The organism is Allomuricauda sp. d1 (assembly GCF_039592695.1).
Classification (GTDB): domain Bacteria; phylum Bacteroidota; class Bacteroidia; order Flavobacteriales; family Flavobacteriaceae; genus Flagellimonas_A.
In genome coordinates this window covers 20418-36762 of record NZ_JBBUTK010000003.1, presented here as the reverse complement: position 1 = coordinate 36762, position 16345 = coordinate 20418, and the positions used below count along the sequence as shown (strand labels likewise).

The window sequence follows — 16345 nt, the reverse complement described above, 5'->3', positions numbered from 1 at the left end:
CACTACAATAGGAGTTTAACTTTTTGGGTCAGGGGTCAACCTGCCATCGGCCCAGACCAATTCGCGGGTCTCAACACTGCGCTTGATGTGGTTTGAGGTCTCATCCAAATTTTCGCCTTGTTCTTTTTTTAACAGCACCTTGCCCGGCATGCCCCCTTGGTCATGGGGAAAGATAAATTCTTCGGCATGGTAAAATACCCCGGCCTCCGACACTTGCGAGAGTCGGGCCACCTGCTTCAGTTCATCGTCTTGCTGAAAGAGATAGATGCCGCCGCCCTCAACGCCACAGGCCTCGGCCAGATAATCGATATAGAGGATGCCGTCAACACCGTTGAGGCCACGATTGTCCATTGTTTTAAGGGCCAAATTGCCATGGCTCAGACGAACGCTCTTTTCGCCAAAGCTTCCGTCGGGTTTGAGGGTTCTGATATAGAGATACTCCAATTCACCGTTTTTGGCATAGCCAAAGAGATGGGTCTTGCCGTAAAGCTGTTTTCGTTCCAAAGAAAGGAGTCCGCCCAACACATAGCCGGTGGTTCCTTTATAATCCACTTTATAAAAATTGGATTCGATACCGCGATAGGGCCATGAGTTTTCGGTCTTTTCCAACACGGTCAACTCGGTGCCGATATTCAGTATCTTGATAACCTCTGATTCAGTGGTCGGTGCGGTACGCAGTTTTACATCATCTCCAAAAAGATATACCATTTCGCCAGGTTCAAATCCGCATTCGTCATAACTGCAATGGTATTTCTCTTGGGCATTTGCAAACAAACAGATGGTCAGTATGGTAAGGATGGATAACATCTGTCTTGCTTTCATGATTATAGATTTTAATGAACTTTAAAAGATGTACGCCACCAAAGTTTTTCTTGGTCGTTGTGCTCGTTGAAAAGCACTCTTTTCTGGTTGAACTACGGTAATTATAAAATCCTTAACAGGGTTGAAAGGTCAACGCGGGTTCCCAAAAAGTTCTTTGAACACTGAAGTGCCTCAACCGTATTTTCTGCGTAGAACGGCTTAAAAATAGAAGGCCCCCAACATCCTGATGGCTTCAGAACTGGGGGTCCTTCCAAAAATCAACAAAAAACACTACTCCCTCTCACTTCTCCTCTGCATTTTCTTTTTGCCGTGCATGTGTTTTCGATGACTCATTTTTTTCCACTGGGCGTACTGCTCATCGGTAAAGATGGCTTTGTACTGTTCTTGTACCGCTAATTTTTGGTCCAGTCTGGCATTCATCCATTCAAATTTTTCTTCTGAAGATGGGTCGAATTCGCCACTTTCCTTGAGTGCTTTGCGCTCTTCCATCCTCGCTTTTTGAAATTCAGCGTTCGCTACATTGATTTCCATCACTTGTTGTTGTTGATTTTCGTCCAAATCAAGTGTCAAAGCCATTTTTTTGGTGTGCAAGGTTGCCACTTGCTCAGGGGTCATTTCTTGCAACGCTTTTCGGTGTTCGCCCCTTTGGGCAAACGCTGTCAAACCGACCAATATGGTCATTGTAATCAAAACTTTCTTCATGGTTTACATTTTTAATGATTTCAAACCTTAGACCAAGAATTGGGTTTCAGGTTTAAGACCTTTTGAAAGTTTGTGAAGCAATTAACAATTAAAGGGGATTGATTTCGCAGCGAACATCTGAAGCACTTAAGGCAGTATTTCGCCCACAGTTTCAGTTTCTTCAAAATCTTCTGAAGCGGCATCGACAAGTTCTTCACTTTGAAATTGTTCTTCAAAAGCTGCTTGTTGTTCGATACTGTAATAAAGGAGTGATGCCAGCATGAAGGCGCCAAAGTAGAAAAGGCTCCTGATTTTGTAGGTTTTCATAATGTCTAGATTTGGGATGACCAAAATACATATTCTTTTTGGGCACTTTGGGCTTATGTTGCCAATAGGGGGTTAGGTGATGTGAAACTTCCAAAAACTGATGTCACAAAACAAGACATGCTGGTTTACAGAAAACCAGCATGCAGTTCGTCGATTTTTCTTACAAAACTATCCTTCCGGATTCAATATTTTGTCGATACGCTCCGAAGCGTCTTGTAGGTGGTAGCGGCTCATGGTATCTGAAATACGGGAAAGCCCACCCCGGATATCCCTTTTCAAATTATTCAATTCGGCACGTGCCACCGAACGAATATCCGATTGGCTCGTATTCACAACCGTAGATTTACGATAGCCCCCAAAATCGGGCAGTTTCTTCTGGTTCTCTGCGGTCATCAAATACTCCAATCGGTCAATGTGGGCCTTTTGCAGGTTGCGGCGATAGGTGTCGATGGCACGACCTGAGCGGGTTTCTGACCATATTCCACGGCGAATATCACGCATCAGCTCGGTGATGGGGTAGGCATCCTCACCATTGAGGGTCTCATTTTCGATGACCCTCGCCAGTTTGCCCAAATGTAGAACAGTGTTTAAATAGCGCTCTTGTGTGGCCCTGATGCGCTCCACAGAACCTGAATACTCTATTCTGTTGAAAATCTCGGATTCAATCAACCATTCTGGGGTCTCAAAAAGTTGTTCGTTCAAAAATGCGACGCAATTTTTTTGGTGCTCGGCGGGCACGTGGGTATACACCGCCCCTTCTTGGTCGGCGGTCTTGTAATATTCATAGACCCCGCCCACATTATTGGCTACATGGCCCATATAACGTCTGAACTGAGCAATGACCTGATTGTACATATTTTCAAGGTCGTCATAGTCCTCACCCTCTTCGGTCGTCCATTCCGTTAAATTGGGCACAATACGCTTCAAATTGGCAATACCATATTCACTGGCCTTGATGGCATCGTCACCCAAATCTTCGGTCTGTGAGCTTGGGTCATGAACGTCACCCACTTGTTGATGGCCAAAGCGGTACATGGGGTCATCGGCGTGTTCCAGAATCCATTGGTTTAAAATGGGCTTTTCATCTTCTGCGGATTTATCCAAGATTGGACGATACCCCCATCGAATGGAATGTTTGTCATACACACCGATGTCTGGCATCAACGCCACACCATCATCTCCGGGCTGTGCAATGTAGTTGAAGCGGGCATAATCCATTATCGACGGTGCCGTACCATATTTTTGGGTAAAGTTTTTTGAGCGTAAAGAATCCACAGGAAAGGCCACACTACTGCCCATGTTATGCGGAAGCCCCAATGTATGGCCTACCTCATGGGCTGAAACAAAACGGATCAAGCGCCCCATGATTTCATCTTTGAACTCTACATTCTGTGCCTCGGGATTAATAGCCGCGGTCTGCACAAAAAACCAATTTCGCAGCAAGGTCATGACATTGTGGTACCAATTGATGTCCGACTCCAATATCTCACCGCTCCGTGGGTCGCTCACGTGCGGCCCGTTGGCATTGGGTATGGGCGAAGCGAGATAACGAACCACAGAATAGCGCACATCTTCGGGTGACCATTCGGGATCCTCTTCGGGCGACGGGGGATCTTTGGCCAGAATGGCATTTTTGAAGCCAGCTTCCTCAAAGGCGACCTGCCAGTCTTCGATACCTTGTTTGATATAGGGAATCCATTTTTTGGGTGTGGCCCTATCCACATAATAGACAATGGGCTTTTTGGGCTCGACCAGTTCGCCAGCCTTGAATTTTTCCACATCTTCATCTTTGACCTCCAAGCGCCAGCGATCCAGATATCTAATGGTTTTGCTCCGCTGAACATCCAATCCATAGTCGACCTGCCCACGGGCGAACCAACCGACACGCTCGTCAAAATAGCGGCGTTTCATGGGTTCCTCTGGAAGCAAAATCATTGAATTGTTGATCTCAATGGAGATGGAACCCAAACTTTGGTTGCTTGGGGGCTCTTTGGCAGCATAAGTCTTGACGTGTCGTGCCTCTACATTTAATGGATAACTTTTTATGCTTTCGATGTAGCTCCGGTCACCATCCAATCGGCTTACCTTATATTGTTCACGAAAGCGTTTAGGCATTCCGAGCGCATTCACATCTTTTGTGAACATATCATCCACTTGGATAACAGTGGCCGGATTCAGTGAATCTTTTTTGTTGAAGGCTTTGATGTCGAAGGCAAAGAGTACTGGTTCAAAGTTTGAATTGACTACCGCCTCGTGAATTGGCAGGGAATCCGCAGCGTAATTTCCATACGAAACCACCCGCAACAGTACTTTTTTTGGTTTTTTCTCCCATCGCAATACTTGGGTGTTGATTTTGCCACCCCCAAAGCCGATGCCTGTGGCAGTCTTTGAAATTCGGCTGACCATCAATAGTTCACGGTTGAACAACGAATCGGGTATTTCATAAAAATGTTTGTCATCGACCTGGTGTACATGAAACAATCCCTCATCGGTTTCGGCCTCTTTGGTAATGACCTTATCATAAGGCTTTATTTTATCATCCTTTTTTGATTTGGAGTCTGCGGATTTTTCGGTGTCTTTTTTCTTCTTTTTAAAGAGTTGTGCATCTACAGGTTGGCAAATCGCTGTCAAAAAAAGGAGAAAAAAGAGTTTCGGAAGTAACTTTTGAATCATTTCAGATAGGTTTGAGATGGTGAGAAAGTGGAAAGTAACAAAAAATTTGTCTCAGAAAAGTGTTAAAAATATCTTAACGGAAAAAAATTTCCCGATGAACATCGACCTTTCGATTTCCTGAATTTTACTAATACTTCCGATGAAATAGCGCATTATACTTGAGCTCAGAGAGGATTCACTTTTTGTTAAAAAAAACAAATTTGTGTAACGATCTTGAAATTTAAAAGTCTTATAGACGTAGATCATTTGAGATCAAACATACAATCATCAATCATCAAATCAATCAAAAAATGAACAAGTTATTAGTTATTTACGCATGTGCACTTTTCGGTAGTGCACCCGTAGCAGAACCACAAGAGAGTACGGCACCTTTGTTACAGACAAGCTCAAAGATGGCACGTACATTGGCGAACCAAGTTTCAGCAATCAATTTCACCGCTGAAGCTGTCAACGAAACTTCGTACTATAATGCCAAAAGCAAAGAAGAGGCGTCAGAAGAACTGGATTTAAATACCATAAAATTCATTGAGGAAGATGAGAACATTAATCTTGGTTTTGACACTGCAGATTATCTTCCTAAAGATTTCAACCCCAATGAGGTTTATTTTGATGTGAATTCTGTGGAATACGTCGAGGAAAGCGCTGAAGTTGAACTTGGGTTTGATACCAAGTACTATTTGCCAGAAGGTTTCAATGCCTACGGAGACAATTTCGATGTCGATTCAGTGAACTATATCGAAGAAGACGAAGTTGAGTTGGGCTTTGATACAGCAGCGTATCTTCCCAAAGGTTTCGACCCTTACGAAGCATACTTTAATGTGGGTGCTGTTCAGTTTATCGAAGAGGGAGAAGAAGTGGAATTGGGCTTTGATACAAGCAAGTATTTGCCTGCGGATTTTGACCCTTATGCAGCCCCAGCTTCTGTTGAAGCCATCAATTATATTGAATTGGATGAGTTGAACCTGTAATAGGGAACAACCCACGAAGATAAATTTGGCCGCTTGGCCAAGTTAGTTAGGATGTTTTCATTTTATCAAATTTTTGAGTTAGTTAGTTGATAAATCCCGGTCATTGGCCGGGATTTTCATCTTCATTTCTCGACGAATTGCACTTAACGAAAAGATAACATGAAAATCGATAAAGTGTATTTGTTAAAAAACGCGCATTAAAGTTAACTCCTCACAAAAAATCAGCTTCGAAAATTGCGATTTCGATAGCGTTTCATAGTTCAGTTTGTTAATCTTTTTCTTACGTCAATACAGTTGATTTGTTAACAAATGTAAAAACATACTAAAAGATGATTTTAACGGTTTTAGCTTTGTTAAAAATTTAAAACAAAAGTTACCATGAAATATAAAAACTACTTATCAGCCCTGTTTCTCGGGCTTGTGTTATTGCCAGCTTTCAGTGCAAAGAAATCTGTGCAGCCAGCAGAAGAATTCGATGTAAACTCTGTTATTTTTATAGAATCTGAGCATCATCTTGATTTGGATTTTGAAACCGAAGGCTATTTACCTGAAGGCTTTGACGCATATACAGACGATATAGCCATTGAGAGTATCAATTTTATTGAATCTGAAGATTTTGATTTAGGATTTGATACGTCTGAATACCTGCCTGAGGATTTCAATCCCTACAGCGAGTAGGTACAACAGACAAAAGGTTAAAAATAGACAGCCCTTGTAAGTGAAGACTTTCAAGGGTTTTCTTTTACCACTGTTTTTAGGCTTTACACAACAATATTTTGTATACTCGCAGTGTTTTGTTAAAATTTGAACATCTCAAAATCTTACTTATTATGCTCAAAAAAACAATCCTACTGCTTGGCATCGCCATTTTTGCCTTTCAAAACAGTAACGCACAAAACTACAGAGAGTTTATAGCCCTGCACGAGCTATACCAATCTACAGATGGTCATAACTGGAAGAATTCATGGGATTTAAATGCTCCTATCGAAACTTGGGAAGGGGTCACGGTCAAAGACGGACACGTGGTTGCCCTAGACCTTTCTGACAACAACCTGAAAGGAAAAATACCGGCTACCCTGGTCAATTTAAAGTACTTGATACATTTAAACCTATCAGGTAATGCATTGAGGGGCAAGCTGCCCGGTCAATTGGCCCGATTGAAAAAATTGGCATTCTTTGACGTTTCAGAAAATGCCATCGCAGGAAAGATTCCGAACAGTATCGGAAAAATGGCAAAATTGAAATCCCTGCAATTATCAGGGAATGATTTTGGTGATTACAGCGGATTGGAAACCATTCAACAGCATCAACTGGTCGCTTTTGACATGGACCAAGAATTCAAATACCTTGAGTTGATGGATGCCAACGCATTCGGAAGAATGACCGATATAAAATTTGAAGACTCAAAGAACAACTAGCCCTTAAGACCAAATGATATTTTGAAAGGATGCCTTGTGGGCATCCTTTTTTCGTTAGAACAAAAGCGGAATCACAAATTGGAACAGTACAATCAACAGTGCCACTGAGATGAGGTTCAAAACCACTCCGGCCTTTGCCATTTGGTTCACTTTTATGTGACCACTGGCAAAAACAATGGCATTGGGTGGTGTAGCCATTGGCAGCATAAAGGCACAACTGCTGGCCATCGTCACGGGAATCAATAAATAGAGTATCGGAACACTCAACCCGATGGCAATACCTGCGACCACGGGTGCCAAAACAGCCACCAAGGCCACATTGCTCATCAATTCGGTCATGAATAGCATCAATAAAATCAATAAGGATGCGGTCAACAAAATACTGATATCACTGTTAGCGATGGCACCCGCCACCAAATCAACGATGCCGCTCACCGACATGCCCTTGGCCAAGGCCAGTCCCCCACCGAAGAGTATGAGAATGCCCCAAGCCAATCTTGAGGTATCTTTCCAGTGGATGATGAAATCTCCCTTTTTGATGTTGTAGGGAATCGCAAACAAAGCGATGGCCGCAAACATACTGATCATGGTGTCTGACAGCCCCAGTTTTGGAAAAATGGAGTTGATCAACGTTCTGAAAATCCAGAGAAAGACCGTGACCCCAAAAATGGCGAGTACCATCTTTTCCTTTCCAGAGGTCGATCCCAGTTTTTTGAGCTCTTCTTGTATCACCTCTTTTGAAGCGTTGAATTTTAAATCCCCATTGGGAAACATCCATTTCACCAACACAAAGTAAATGATGGAAATAAGCAGGGCCGAAAATGGAAGGCCGAGTGTCATCCACTTTAAAAATGAGATCTCGATGTTGTACTCATTTTCCAACAAGCCAATAAGCACAGAATTTGGTGGTGTGCCGATAACGGTTGCAATGCCCCCCGCATTGGCAGAAAAAGCAATACCAAGCATGACACTCAGTGCGAAATTCCGGTCATTTTTGGTGAATCCGTCTTTGTCATTGATTAACAGTCCGATTACCGAAAGGGCGATGGGCAGCATGACCACGGTGCTGGCCGTGTTGCTGATCCACATGCTCAATGAGGCCGTGGCAATCATAAACCCCAAAACCACTTTGTCAGGTGTGGTGCCCGTCAAACGGATGATATTCAAAGCGATTCTTCGGTGCAGGTTCACTTTTTCAAGTGCCAGGGCGAGCACGAATCCGCCAAAAAAGAGAAAGATGATGGGGCTGCCGTAATTGGCGCCCACCTCATCCATTGGCAATATTTTCAAAAGGGGAAACAAGAGCAGGGGCAACAGTGCGGTCACCGAAATGGACACGGCTTCGGTAATCCACCAAAAGAGCATCCAAAGGGCAACGGCGATGACCGCGTCACCTTTTTCAGAGACCATTTCAAAGGGCAGATTGATACAGATAAGGAATATGATGGGCCCCAAGATAAGCCCCAGTTTTTTGCTCAGTTCCATTGGGATTGTAAGCTAATGCAATTATTTGAAATAAGAAATCTGCCCCAAAACAATTATCGTGTCGTGGTCACAGTTTTTCATTGAGAATGGCGACCATGGTTTTGATTCCCTCCCGATAATTGCCCAACCTGATATTTTCATTGGGGCTGTGTTGGTTGTTGTCTCTATTGACTGTCGGAACCGTGACCGCTGGAATATCCAAGGTGCTGACAAAAGGTGAAATAGGGATGGATCCCCCACTCATACGAATCATTATGGGCTCTTCACCAAACGCATTTTTTAATGCCTTTCGCAGCCAAATACCAACATCGGAATCAAAATCAGTACGGAAAGATTGATAGGATATTTCGTAGTTGAAGGTTGCGATTTTGTTGTTCGTGAGCCGCAGTCCTCTTCGTGGTACGGAATCCAACACCAGATACCCTTGATCTTTGATGTGGTTCTTTACCAATTGTATCAATCGCTCTGGGTCGGTTTCCTTCACCAGGCGTATATCGATTTCTGCCCTGGCCCATGCGGGAATGATGGTACGTACTTTTTCATCGATCCAACCCGATTGCATGCCTCGAATATTCAGGGATGGATATTGTATCGCTTCTTGATAATAGCTTCCCACTTTATCCGCCTCAGCAATTTGAAGCCGATTCTTGATCTGGGCTTCATCATCGGGAACTTTTCTAAGGATACTTTCAACTTCTGGGGAAATAGACACCCCATCATAAAAACCCGGAATGGTTACACGTCCTTCATCATCCTTCATCGATGCCAAGAGCTTACTTAACCGTAAAGCGGGATTCGGGGCGTAGTTACCAAAATGCCCACTGTGTTGGGCGACCAACGGGCCATAAGTGGTCAGCTGAATGGTGGCAATACCTCGGGCGCCAAAAGTGAGTGTCGGTTTATTGGTGATATGTCTTGGGCCATCAAAAATGATGAGCATATCAGATTTCAAGAGTTCGGCATTTTTTTCGACAGCATTAGGTAGGTTGGGCGAGCCCATCTCCTCCTCAAAATCCATGATGACTTTGATATTGTAATTGGGAGTGATGTTTTCGGCCTCCGTAATATCCAACGCTGTCAAGAACATGCCGACAGGGCCTTTGGCATCACTGGCAGCACGCACGAAAATGCGCCAATCATCTTCATAGTTTTCAATGGATTCCCATGGAATTTCTTGCCACATGCCATTTTCATTTTTCTTTTTCAAGGCTGGTTTGAAGGGGTGCTCTTGAAACCAGCGGGTAGAATCCACGGGCTGCCCATCCAGTTGTAGGTACACCAACACCGTTTTTTTGCTGCCGTAATCTCTTTCAGCGAGCAAAAGGGGAGCTCTTTTTGTTACAATACGTGTGGTTTTAAACCCTCTTTTTGAAAAGGAAGATTCACACCATTGCACGTTTTTTTCAATATCATCCAAATAAAAGGCATCGTTGGGTATACTGTACAGCTCCTTCAACATGGGGAAGGAAGCCTTGGTGTATTGCTCCAAAACGGCATCTGATACTGGAAAAGCCTGACTTTGGATGGCCAGGGGCAAATTGAAAAGAAGGCATAAAATTACAGGGAATAGTCTAGAATGAGTCATCTTGTTAGTTTTCAGGATGATTCTAAACTAGGATTTTTTAAATAGATATGAAAATGTCAATCTTCTTCTGGCCTCCACCCAGAAAGTCTGGGTATCCACCGAGGTACATTGCGCTTGTATTCGACATATTCATTGCCGAAACGATTTTCTAAAATAGTTTCTTCCTTAAACACGAAATAGAGATGGTTAATGATTGAAAAAATTATCGCCCAGGCCAAAATGGCGTTCGATTTGAAAAAAAGACCTTCGGCGAAGAGTATAAGAATTACACCTAAAATCATAGGATTGCGTAAGTACCTGTAAGGACTCACAACTACAATCTTTTTGGTGGGGTGCCATGGGGCCAAGGTACCTCGACCAATCTTCATAAAAAGAATCACAGACTGTGAAAACAAAGGAAATCCCACTATCACCAATACCATTGCCAATGAGAACCGTAAGGTATCATTTAGACTGTTAATCGGAGGCTGATCCAAATCAACCTTGAAGTAAACCAAAGCAAATGGAATGACGACTACTACCATAAAGGGTAGGGCCAACACCGCTTTGAGCAAAGCTAAATGGGATGGTTTTTCCACAATTGATTGATATTGTGGCATCAAAGGTAACCAGTTATCCCGTAAACTTGACCAAAAGGGTATCTTCTGTTTTTTCGACTTTTGCCAAATTATTTTTGGTAAGTTCCTTTATAGCCTTGTCCCACTTTTTATTGGATAGGCCCGACGACTCTTTAAGTTGAAGCAACGCCATTTGGCCTTCTTTTTGAAGTGTTTTCAATACTTCTTTTGCGTCGTCATTGGTCAAAACGTCTGCGGCGACTCGCCGCTCGGGTCGCATTTGCGGAAAGAACAGCACCTCTTGAATGCTGGAGTTATTGGTCAACAGCATCACCAAACGGTCTATACCGATACCGATGCCTGAAGTGGGTGGCATGCCGTATTCCAACGCGCGCAAAAAGTCTTGATCGATGAACATGGCCTCGTCATCACCTTTTTCTGACAAACGTAGCTGTTCTTCAAAGCGTTCACGTTGGTCTATGGGATCATTGAGCTCAGAATAGGCGTTCGCCAATTCTTTGCCATTGACCATCAATTCAAAACGCTCGGTCAATCCAGGCTTGCTACGATGGGCCTTGGTCAGCGGACTCATTTCTTTGGGATAATCGGTAATAAAAGTTGGCTGCACGTAGTGGTGTTCACACTTCTCCCCAAAAATCTCATCGATGAGTTTGCCCACCCCCATAGTGTCATCCACTTCAATATCCAGCTTTTGGGCCACCTCACGAAGTTGGGTTTCATCCATTCCTGAAACATCAATACCTGTATGTTCATTGATGGCATCCAGAATCGGTACTCTGGGATAAGGTGCCTTAAACTCTATTTCATTCTCGCCCACTTTTATTTTGGTTCCCCCGGTGGCATCCTTGGCTACTTTTTCAAGCAGTTGTTCCGTGGTTTCCATCATCCAATTGTAATCTTTGTAGGCCACATAAAGTTCCATCACCGTAAATTCAGGATTGTGGGTACGGTCCATGCCTTCGTTACGGAAATCCTTTGAAAATTCGTAGACCCCTTCAAATCCGCCGACAATCAACCTTTTGAGATAGAGTTCGTTGGCAATTCGCAAATACAAGGGAATGTTCAATGCATTGTGATGCGTCAAAAAAGGGCGTGCCGCAGCCCCGCCCGGAATGGGCTGTAAAATCGGGGTCTCCACCTCTAAATATCCCCGTTCATTATAAAACTCACGAATGCTGTTCGTTATTTTGGTACGCTTGATAAAAGTCTCCTTCACATTCGGATTCACCACCAGATCAACATAGCGCTGACGGTATCGCAATTCAGGATCATTAAACTCATCGTATGTCTTGCCATCGGCATCCACTTTAGGCAATGGCAAAGGTCGCAATGACTTGCTCAACAATGTAAAATCTTTGACCATGACCGTTTTCTCGCCCACTTGGGTAGTGAACAGCTCACCTTCGATGCCGATGAAATCACCGATGTCCAACAGTTTTTTGTAGACTTCGTTGTATTGGGTTTTATCTTCACCGGGGCAGATTTCATCGCGATTGAAATACACTTGAATACGCCCTTCACTGTCTTGCAGCTCTGCAAAAGAAGCCTTGCCCTGAATTCGCCGGCTCATCAATCGGCCCGCAATGACCACCTTCTTCCCTTCTTCATACGCTGTTCTGATACTTTTTGAAGTGGCATCAACGGGATACAAAGCTGCGGGGTAGGGGTCGATGCCCATTTCCCTCAACTTGGTCAATTTTTCCCTTCGAACGATTTCTTGCTCTGATAGCTGCTGCATTGCGGTCAAAAATTAAAGCGCAAAATTACACTTTTGCGCTTTAATTCTTAAAACTGCCCAACACCTTATTCAGTACGTTTTAAGTGAGCATAGTTGGGAGTGTAACTTTTTTGCATAAGAATGGCCGCTATATCTTCCTCAAGGCTTTCTACAGGCCTTTCGATGATTCTGTTCATCTCTTTGCCATCGTTAAAGAAAATCATGGTGGGGACCTTGACGATGTTCAGGCCTTGTTCTTCACTTGTGGGGCTAGTTTTATAGAACTCTTTGCGTCTATCCAAAGCGACAATCTCCAAATTTTCCATTGGATATTCAGCAGCATGTAGAATTTTGATGAACCTGGGCACTTCCCTTTTGCTATCGCCACACCACGTGCCCAGAAACAGTTTGATGTGATGGTCGGAAAGTTGCTCTTTGAACATGCTGATTAAGGCATCGTCAACCACATATTTTTTATAGTTCTGTTCAAACCAAGAACTGTAGGATTCTGATTTTAATCCATCCAAAGTCAATTGTCCGACCAAGAATTTACGACCATCATCCAAAGTGATTTCTTTGTTGAACTGGGCATGCGCAGGTAAAAGGCAAATAAGTAAAAATGCACTGATTAAAATTTTCATGATTTCGGTTTTGCTTCCGAAAATCAAGCTATTGTTGGGTTTTTGAAAGATTTATGGGATGGAAATCAGTGCTAGACCCAGGGTGGATTTCGCTAAAGAGCAGCAGTTATAGCAGTTCATTGCGAGACGAAATACCGAGTTTCTTGTAAATATTGTTGATATGGGTTTTGACTGTGCTGTGGCTGATAAACAGTTCTGAAGCGATTTCTTTGTTGGATTTTCCATCGCTCATCGCTTGATAAACCCGTAACTCTTGAGGGCTTAGCTCATGCAAATTTTTTTTAGCACTGTTTCTTTTTCTTCGTAGAAAGAGAATGGCCACTACTAGTGAGACTAAAGCCAGAGAGAGGTATAAAAAATAACTTGGCTTGAATGTAGAGCTTCTCAAATCGACGGTCTTAGCATTCACGATACTTTGATCGGCTTGAAGCTCGCTGATGAATTGATTTGTAAAAGTCGCATCAGGGTATTTTGCTGTTAAGCGGCTTAACGCATTGCCGTAATAGGTATTTTCTTGAAGATCTTTTTGATAGAAGGCATGGGCTTCACTACTTCTATCCGACAAAAAATTGTAGCAAAACAATTCTACCAATGGTTCCCTGCTCAGCACCCCAAAATCCTGTAGTTTTTTGAACCATTTTTCATAATTGAGCATTCTGGCCTTTTCGCTATCGCTATCAACGATATCCAACACCATTGATTCCCGTAACAATTCTGCTTCCAGCAACTTGTTTGAGGCAGCATTGGTAGAAACGATTTCGCAAAACGCTTGCCCTAGATTTCCGACAGGCAATGAAAGCGTATCATTGTTATTGGCGATAAATAAGATGCTTTCACTTGATTCGCATTTTCCCAAAAGATGATTTTTTTCAGCCTCTTGGTCGCTGCAACTATCAGTATGTATTCGGTATATCCTGTTTTGGTCGTTTAGAAAATCCCCTTCAAAAAAAAAGAATCCCAGAGAGTCTGATGGGGTATTTTGAATGACCTGGCTTGTATTGATTCTTGAGACTTTTCGATAGTCATCAACAAGTGATAGATAAACTGGTCTATTCTTAAAGTTCTCTGAGACCTGCCCTTCAAAACGATATTGCGCCTGAATGGAAATAAACGGTACCAGTATAAAAAATGGCAAAAAGCGTTTCACAAGTTTAAAAATAATCGTTTTATGTAACAATTTCACGGTTTTTGATACACATAAAGTACATCAATCAATCAACAGAGTATGAGTTTTTTTAGGGTCTTATTGGCCATCATCTTTCCGCCGCTTTCGGTCATTGGCAAAGGTTGTGGCTCTTTCTTTATTGTGTTACTTTTGACGTTCTGTGGGTGGGTGCCCGGTGTCATCGCGGCATTGATTATTTTGAACAATCCCACGTAACGAAAAGTAAATCCTAAAATGATAAAAAGAAAAATTTGGGCAGTTATCATGGTAGTTGCCTTGGTCTGGTCATGCAATTTTGTGGAGGAAATTCATTTGAACGAAGATGGTTCCGGCAAGATAAACATCCATTTTGATGGCAGTGAAATGATGGCCATGATGGGGGCGATGGACTCTACCAATCAAGAAAAGGCCATAGACTCTACCATAGTGTTCAAACAGTTGTTGGAAGAGAAAAAGGACAGTATTGCCCAACTTTCGCCCCAAGAACAGGCAAAACTCAAGAAGCTGGAACCTTTCTCATTGCACATGGTAATGAATCCTGAAGAAAATGCCCTGCGATTTGACCTCTTCAGTGAGTTCAAAAAGGTCAATGAAGTCAACGATGCCTTTAACGCTTTTCAAGATGCGAGTGCCATGAATCCGCCACCAGGGGGCAACCCTCAAAAGTCACCACCAATGGGCGCCAATAACCAAACTACAAAAGTAGAATACAATTTTTCTGGTAATCGGTTTAAAAGAACAATCACGATTATCGATGAAGAGCTTTTTAAAAAAGCCACCGACAGTCTTCAAAGTGCCGAGATGTTCTTGTCAGGCTCTACGTATACCTTCAAGTATCATTTTCCAAAGAAAGTGAAATCGACCAACGTTGAGGGCGCTACTTTTTCTTTGGATGGAAAGACCATGACCTACGAGGTCGATTTTCTTCAGATGATGAAAGATCCAGAGTCTGTCATACTTGAGGTTGAGCTGGAAGACTAGCCGTCTGCTTCTTTGTATCTTTGTGGGATGAACAAAAAAGTCCATCTTCAAGACTTAGGCCATAAAGACTATAAGGAAACTTGGGACTATCAAGAAGAACTTTTCAAGGGCATTATTGACCTCAAAATCCGAAATAGGAGAGAAGCTGCCGGACTCGAGACCCCCAACCATTTTTTGTTCGTAGAGCACCCCCATGTCTACACCTTGGGCAAGAGCGGAGATATTGACAATCTCTTGGTAGATGAAAAAGTGTTGGAAGAAAAAGGTGCCCAATTCTATAAAATCAATCGGGGAGGCGACATTACCTATCACGGTCCGGGACAAATTGTGGGCTACCCTATTCTGGATTTGGACAATTTCTTTACTGACATTCACAAATACCTGCGTCTTTTAGAGGAAATGGTCATTTTGACCTTGGCAGAATACGGACTCAAAGGTGAACGGTCAGAAGGCGAAACGGGAGTTTGGCTAGATGTGGGCACTCCGTTTGCCCGTAAAATCTGCGCTATGGGTGTGCGGGCCAGCCGGTGGGTGACCATGCATGGTTTTGCCTTTAACATCAATTCCGATTTGGGGTATTTTGATTTGATGATCCCCTGCGGGATAAAGGACAAGGCGGTGACTTCCTTAAATGCTGAACTTGGGAATTCCCACATTGATGAAGAGGATGTCAAAGAAAAGCTTGTCAAGCACTTTGCCGCCCTATTCGAGGCAGAAATAGTGCTAGCTAAAACCAAAGTTTAAATTCACAAACTAGTATTGGTTCTCTCTAATTAAAAGGCCCATTCTGGGCGGCATCGCCATCGTCTTCATCACCCTTGTCACTGACAATTTTTCCATTACCGTTGGTGTCGATGCCATTGCCGGGTGTACTGTCTGGATCAATACCGTTGCTTGCAATGATTTCAGCCATCAGAATGGCATCATCTTTTGTCACATAATTGGCGATTATGGTCAAAACGGCCGCGCGATGCCGTTCGACCGTCCCTATTTTCCAAAGCCCTGTTTCTGGATTGAAATCCAATTTGTTGGGGGTAAAGCTTGAAAATTTTAAACCTTTATCCAAGGTCACCTGCACTTCCACACCATTAGCCGGTTCTTCATCCATATTGCGAACGGTGATATTGAACATGGCTGGGTCGCCCAATACCGAAGTGGGCAGCACATGAACACCCAATTCAAGGTCTTGGGCCTGCAACATCCCACAAAGTAATGGGACAAGCAGCGAGAGTAGTTTGATTTTTTTCATGCTATGGTATTTAAAAGGGATAAATACTTTAAGTCAATTGTGGTTTCTGTCCTGA

General features: G+C 43.1%; 17 protein-coding genes. 6 read left to right on the top strand and 11 right to left on the bottom strand.

The genetic code is table 11. The features are described from left to right. Nucleotides 1-15 precede the first annotated feature (15 nt). The 4 genes from AAAH86_RS12010 to AAAH86_RS11995 all read right to left on the bottom strand — a co-directional run bounded on the left by AAAH86_RS12010 (nt 16) and on the right by AAAH86_RS11995 (nt 4503). Complete coding sequence (locus AAAH86_RS12010) at nt 16-822, bottom strand: SH3 domain-containing protein (RefSeq protein WP_343487892.1); 807 nt, start codon at nt 820-822, stop codon at nt 16-18. Between the two features lie 270 nt (nt 823-1092). Then, nucleotides 1093-1524, bottom strand: coding sequence for a hypothetical protein (locus AAAH86_RS12005; RefSeq protein WP_343487891.1), 432 nt, complete (start codon nt 1522-1524; stop codon nt 1093-1095). Between the two features lie 126 nt (nt 1525-1650). After that, complete coding sequence (locus AAAH86_RS12000) at nt 1651-1830, bottom strand: hypothetical protein (protein ID WP_343487890.1); 180 nt, start codon at nt 1828-1830, stop codon at nt 1651-1653. Nucleotides 1831-1998: 168 nt separating this feature from the next. Beyond that, the gene (locus AAAH86_RS11995) at nt 1999-4503 is read right to left on the bottom strand and encodes a zinc-dependent metalloprotease (protein WP_343487889.1); all 2505 of its coding nucleotides are present in this window, start codon (nt 4501-4503) and stop codon (nt 1999-2001) included. Nucleotides 4504-4793: 290 nt separating this feature from the next. Between AAAH86_RS11995 and AAAH86_RS11990 the strand changes: the two genes are divergently transcribed. From AAAH86_RS11990 to AAAH86_RS11980, 3 genes are all read left to right on the top strand, one after another. Next, entirely contained in the window at nt 4794-5471 is a 678-nt protein-coding gene (locus AAAH86_RS11990; RefSeq protein ID WP_343487888.1) for a hypothetical protein, read from the top strand. Nucleotides 5472-5849: 378 nt separating this feature from the next. After that, nucleotides 5850-6149, top strand: coding sequence for a hypothetical protein (locus AAAH86_RS11985; protein WP_343487887.1), 300 nt, complete (start codon nt 5850-5852; stop codon nt 6147-6149). Between the two features lie 152 nt (nt 6150-6301). Then, nucleotides 6302-6889 (top strand): hypothetical protein, encoded by a 588-nt coding sequence (locus AAAH86_RS11980; RefSeq protein ID WP_343487886.1) that lies wholly within the window; start codon nt 6302-6304, stop codon nt 6887-6889. 54 nt (nt 6890-6943) lie between these two features. Here the strand turns inward: AAAH86_RS11980 and AAAH86_RS11975 are convergent, their stop codons facing one another. The 6 genes from AAAH86_RS11975 to AAAH86_RS11950 form a co-directional block, all read right to left on the bottom strand. After that, the gene (locus AAAH86_RS11975; RefSeq protein ID WP_343487885.1) at nt 6944-8374 is read right to left on the bottom strand and encodes a DASS family sodium-coupled anion symporter; all 1431 of its coding nucleotides are present in this window, start codon (nt 8372-8374) and stop codon (nt 6944-6946) included. Between the two features lie 67 nt (nt 8375-8441). Further along, entirely contained in the window at nt 8442-9959 is a 1518-nt protein-coding gene (locus tag AAAH86_RS11970; protein ID WP_343487884.1) for a M20/M25/M40 family metallo-hydrolase, read from the bottom strand. A gap of 56 nt (nt 9960-10015) precedes the next feature. Beyond that, nucleotides 10016-10537 (bottom strand): isoprenylcysteine carboxylmethyltransferase family protein, encoded by a 522-nt coding sequence (locus AAAH86_RS11965; protein WP_343487883.1) that lies wholly within the window; start codon nt 10535-10537, stop codon nt 10016-10018. 34 nt (nt 10538-10571) lie between these two features. Further along, nucleotides 10572-12275, bottom strand: a complete 1704-nt coding sequence (lysS, locus tag AAAH86_RS11960; protein WP_343487882.1) for a lysine--tRNA ligase — start codon at nt 12273-12275, stop codon at nt 10572-10574. 65 nt (nt 12276-12340) lie between these two features. Further along, complete coding sequence (locus tag AAAH86_RS11955; protein WP_343487881.1) at nt 12341-12895, bottom strand: thioredoxin family protein; 555 nt, start codon at nt 12893-12895, stop codon at nt 12341-12343. 106 nt (nt 12896-13001) lie between these two features. Next, nucleotides 13002-14042 (bottom strand): response regulator transcription factor, encoded by a 1041-nt coding sequence (locus tag AAAH86_RS11950; protein ID WP_343487880.1) that lies wholly within the window; start codon nt 14040-14042, stop codon nt 13002-13004. Nucleotides 14043-14120: 78 nt separating this feature from the next. On the opposite strand from AAAH86_RS11950, the gene AAAH86_RS11945 reads away from it, so the two are divergent. The 3 genes from AAAH86_RS11945 to lipB are packed head-to-tail and all read left to right on the top strand — an operon-like array spanning nt 14121 to nt 15785. After that, a complete protein-coding gene (locus AAAH86_RS11945; RefSeq protein WP_343487879.1) occupies nt 14121-14276 on the top strand; it encodes a YqaE/Pmp3 family membrane protein in 156 nt (51 codons plus the stop codon). Nucleotides 14277-14294: 18 nt separating this feature from the next. Beyond that, nucleotides 14295-15041 carry a hypothetical protein gene (locus AAAH86_RS11940; RefSeq protein ID WP_343487878.1) on the top strand — a complete coding sequence of 249 codons (747 nt, stop codon included), beginning with the start codon at nt 14295-14297 and terminating at the stop codon, nt 15039-15041. 27 nt (nt 15042-15068) lie between these two features. Beyond that, nucleotides 15069-15785, top strand: a complete 717-nt coding sequence (lipB, locus tag AAAH86_RS11935; RefSeq protein WP_343487877.1) for a lipoyl(octanoyl) transferase LipB — start codon at nt 15069-15071, stop codon at nt 15783-15785. Between the two features lie 25 nt (nt 15786-15810). Here the strand turns inward: lipB and AAAH86_RS11930 are convergent, their stop codons facing one another. Next, nucleotides 15811-16290 carry a hypothetical protein gene (locus AAAH86_RS11930; protein ID WP_343487876.1) on the bottom strand — a complete coding sequence of 160 codons (480 nt, stop codon included), beginning with the start codon at nt 16288-16290 and terminating at the stop codon, nt 15811-15813. Between the last annotated feature and the right edge of the window lie 55 nt (nt 16291-16345).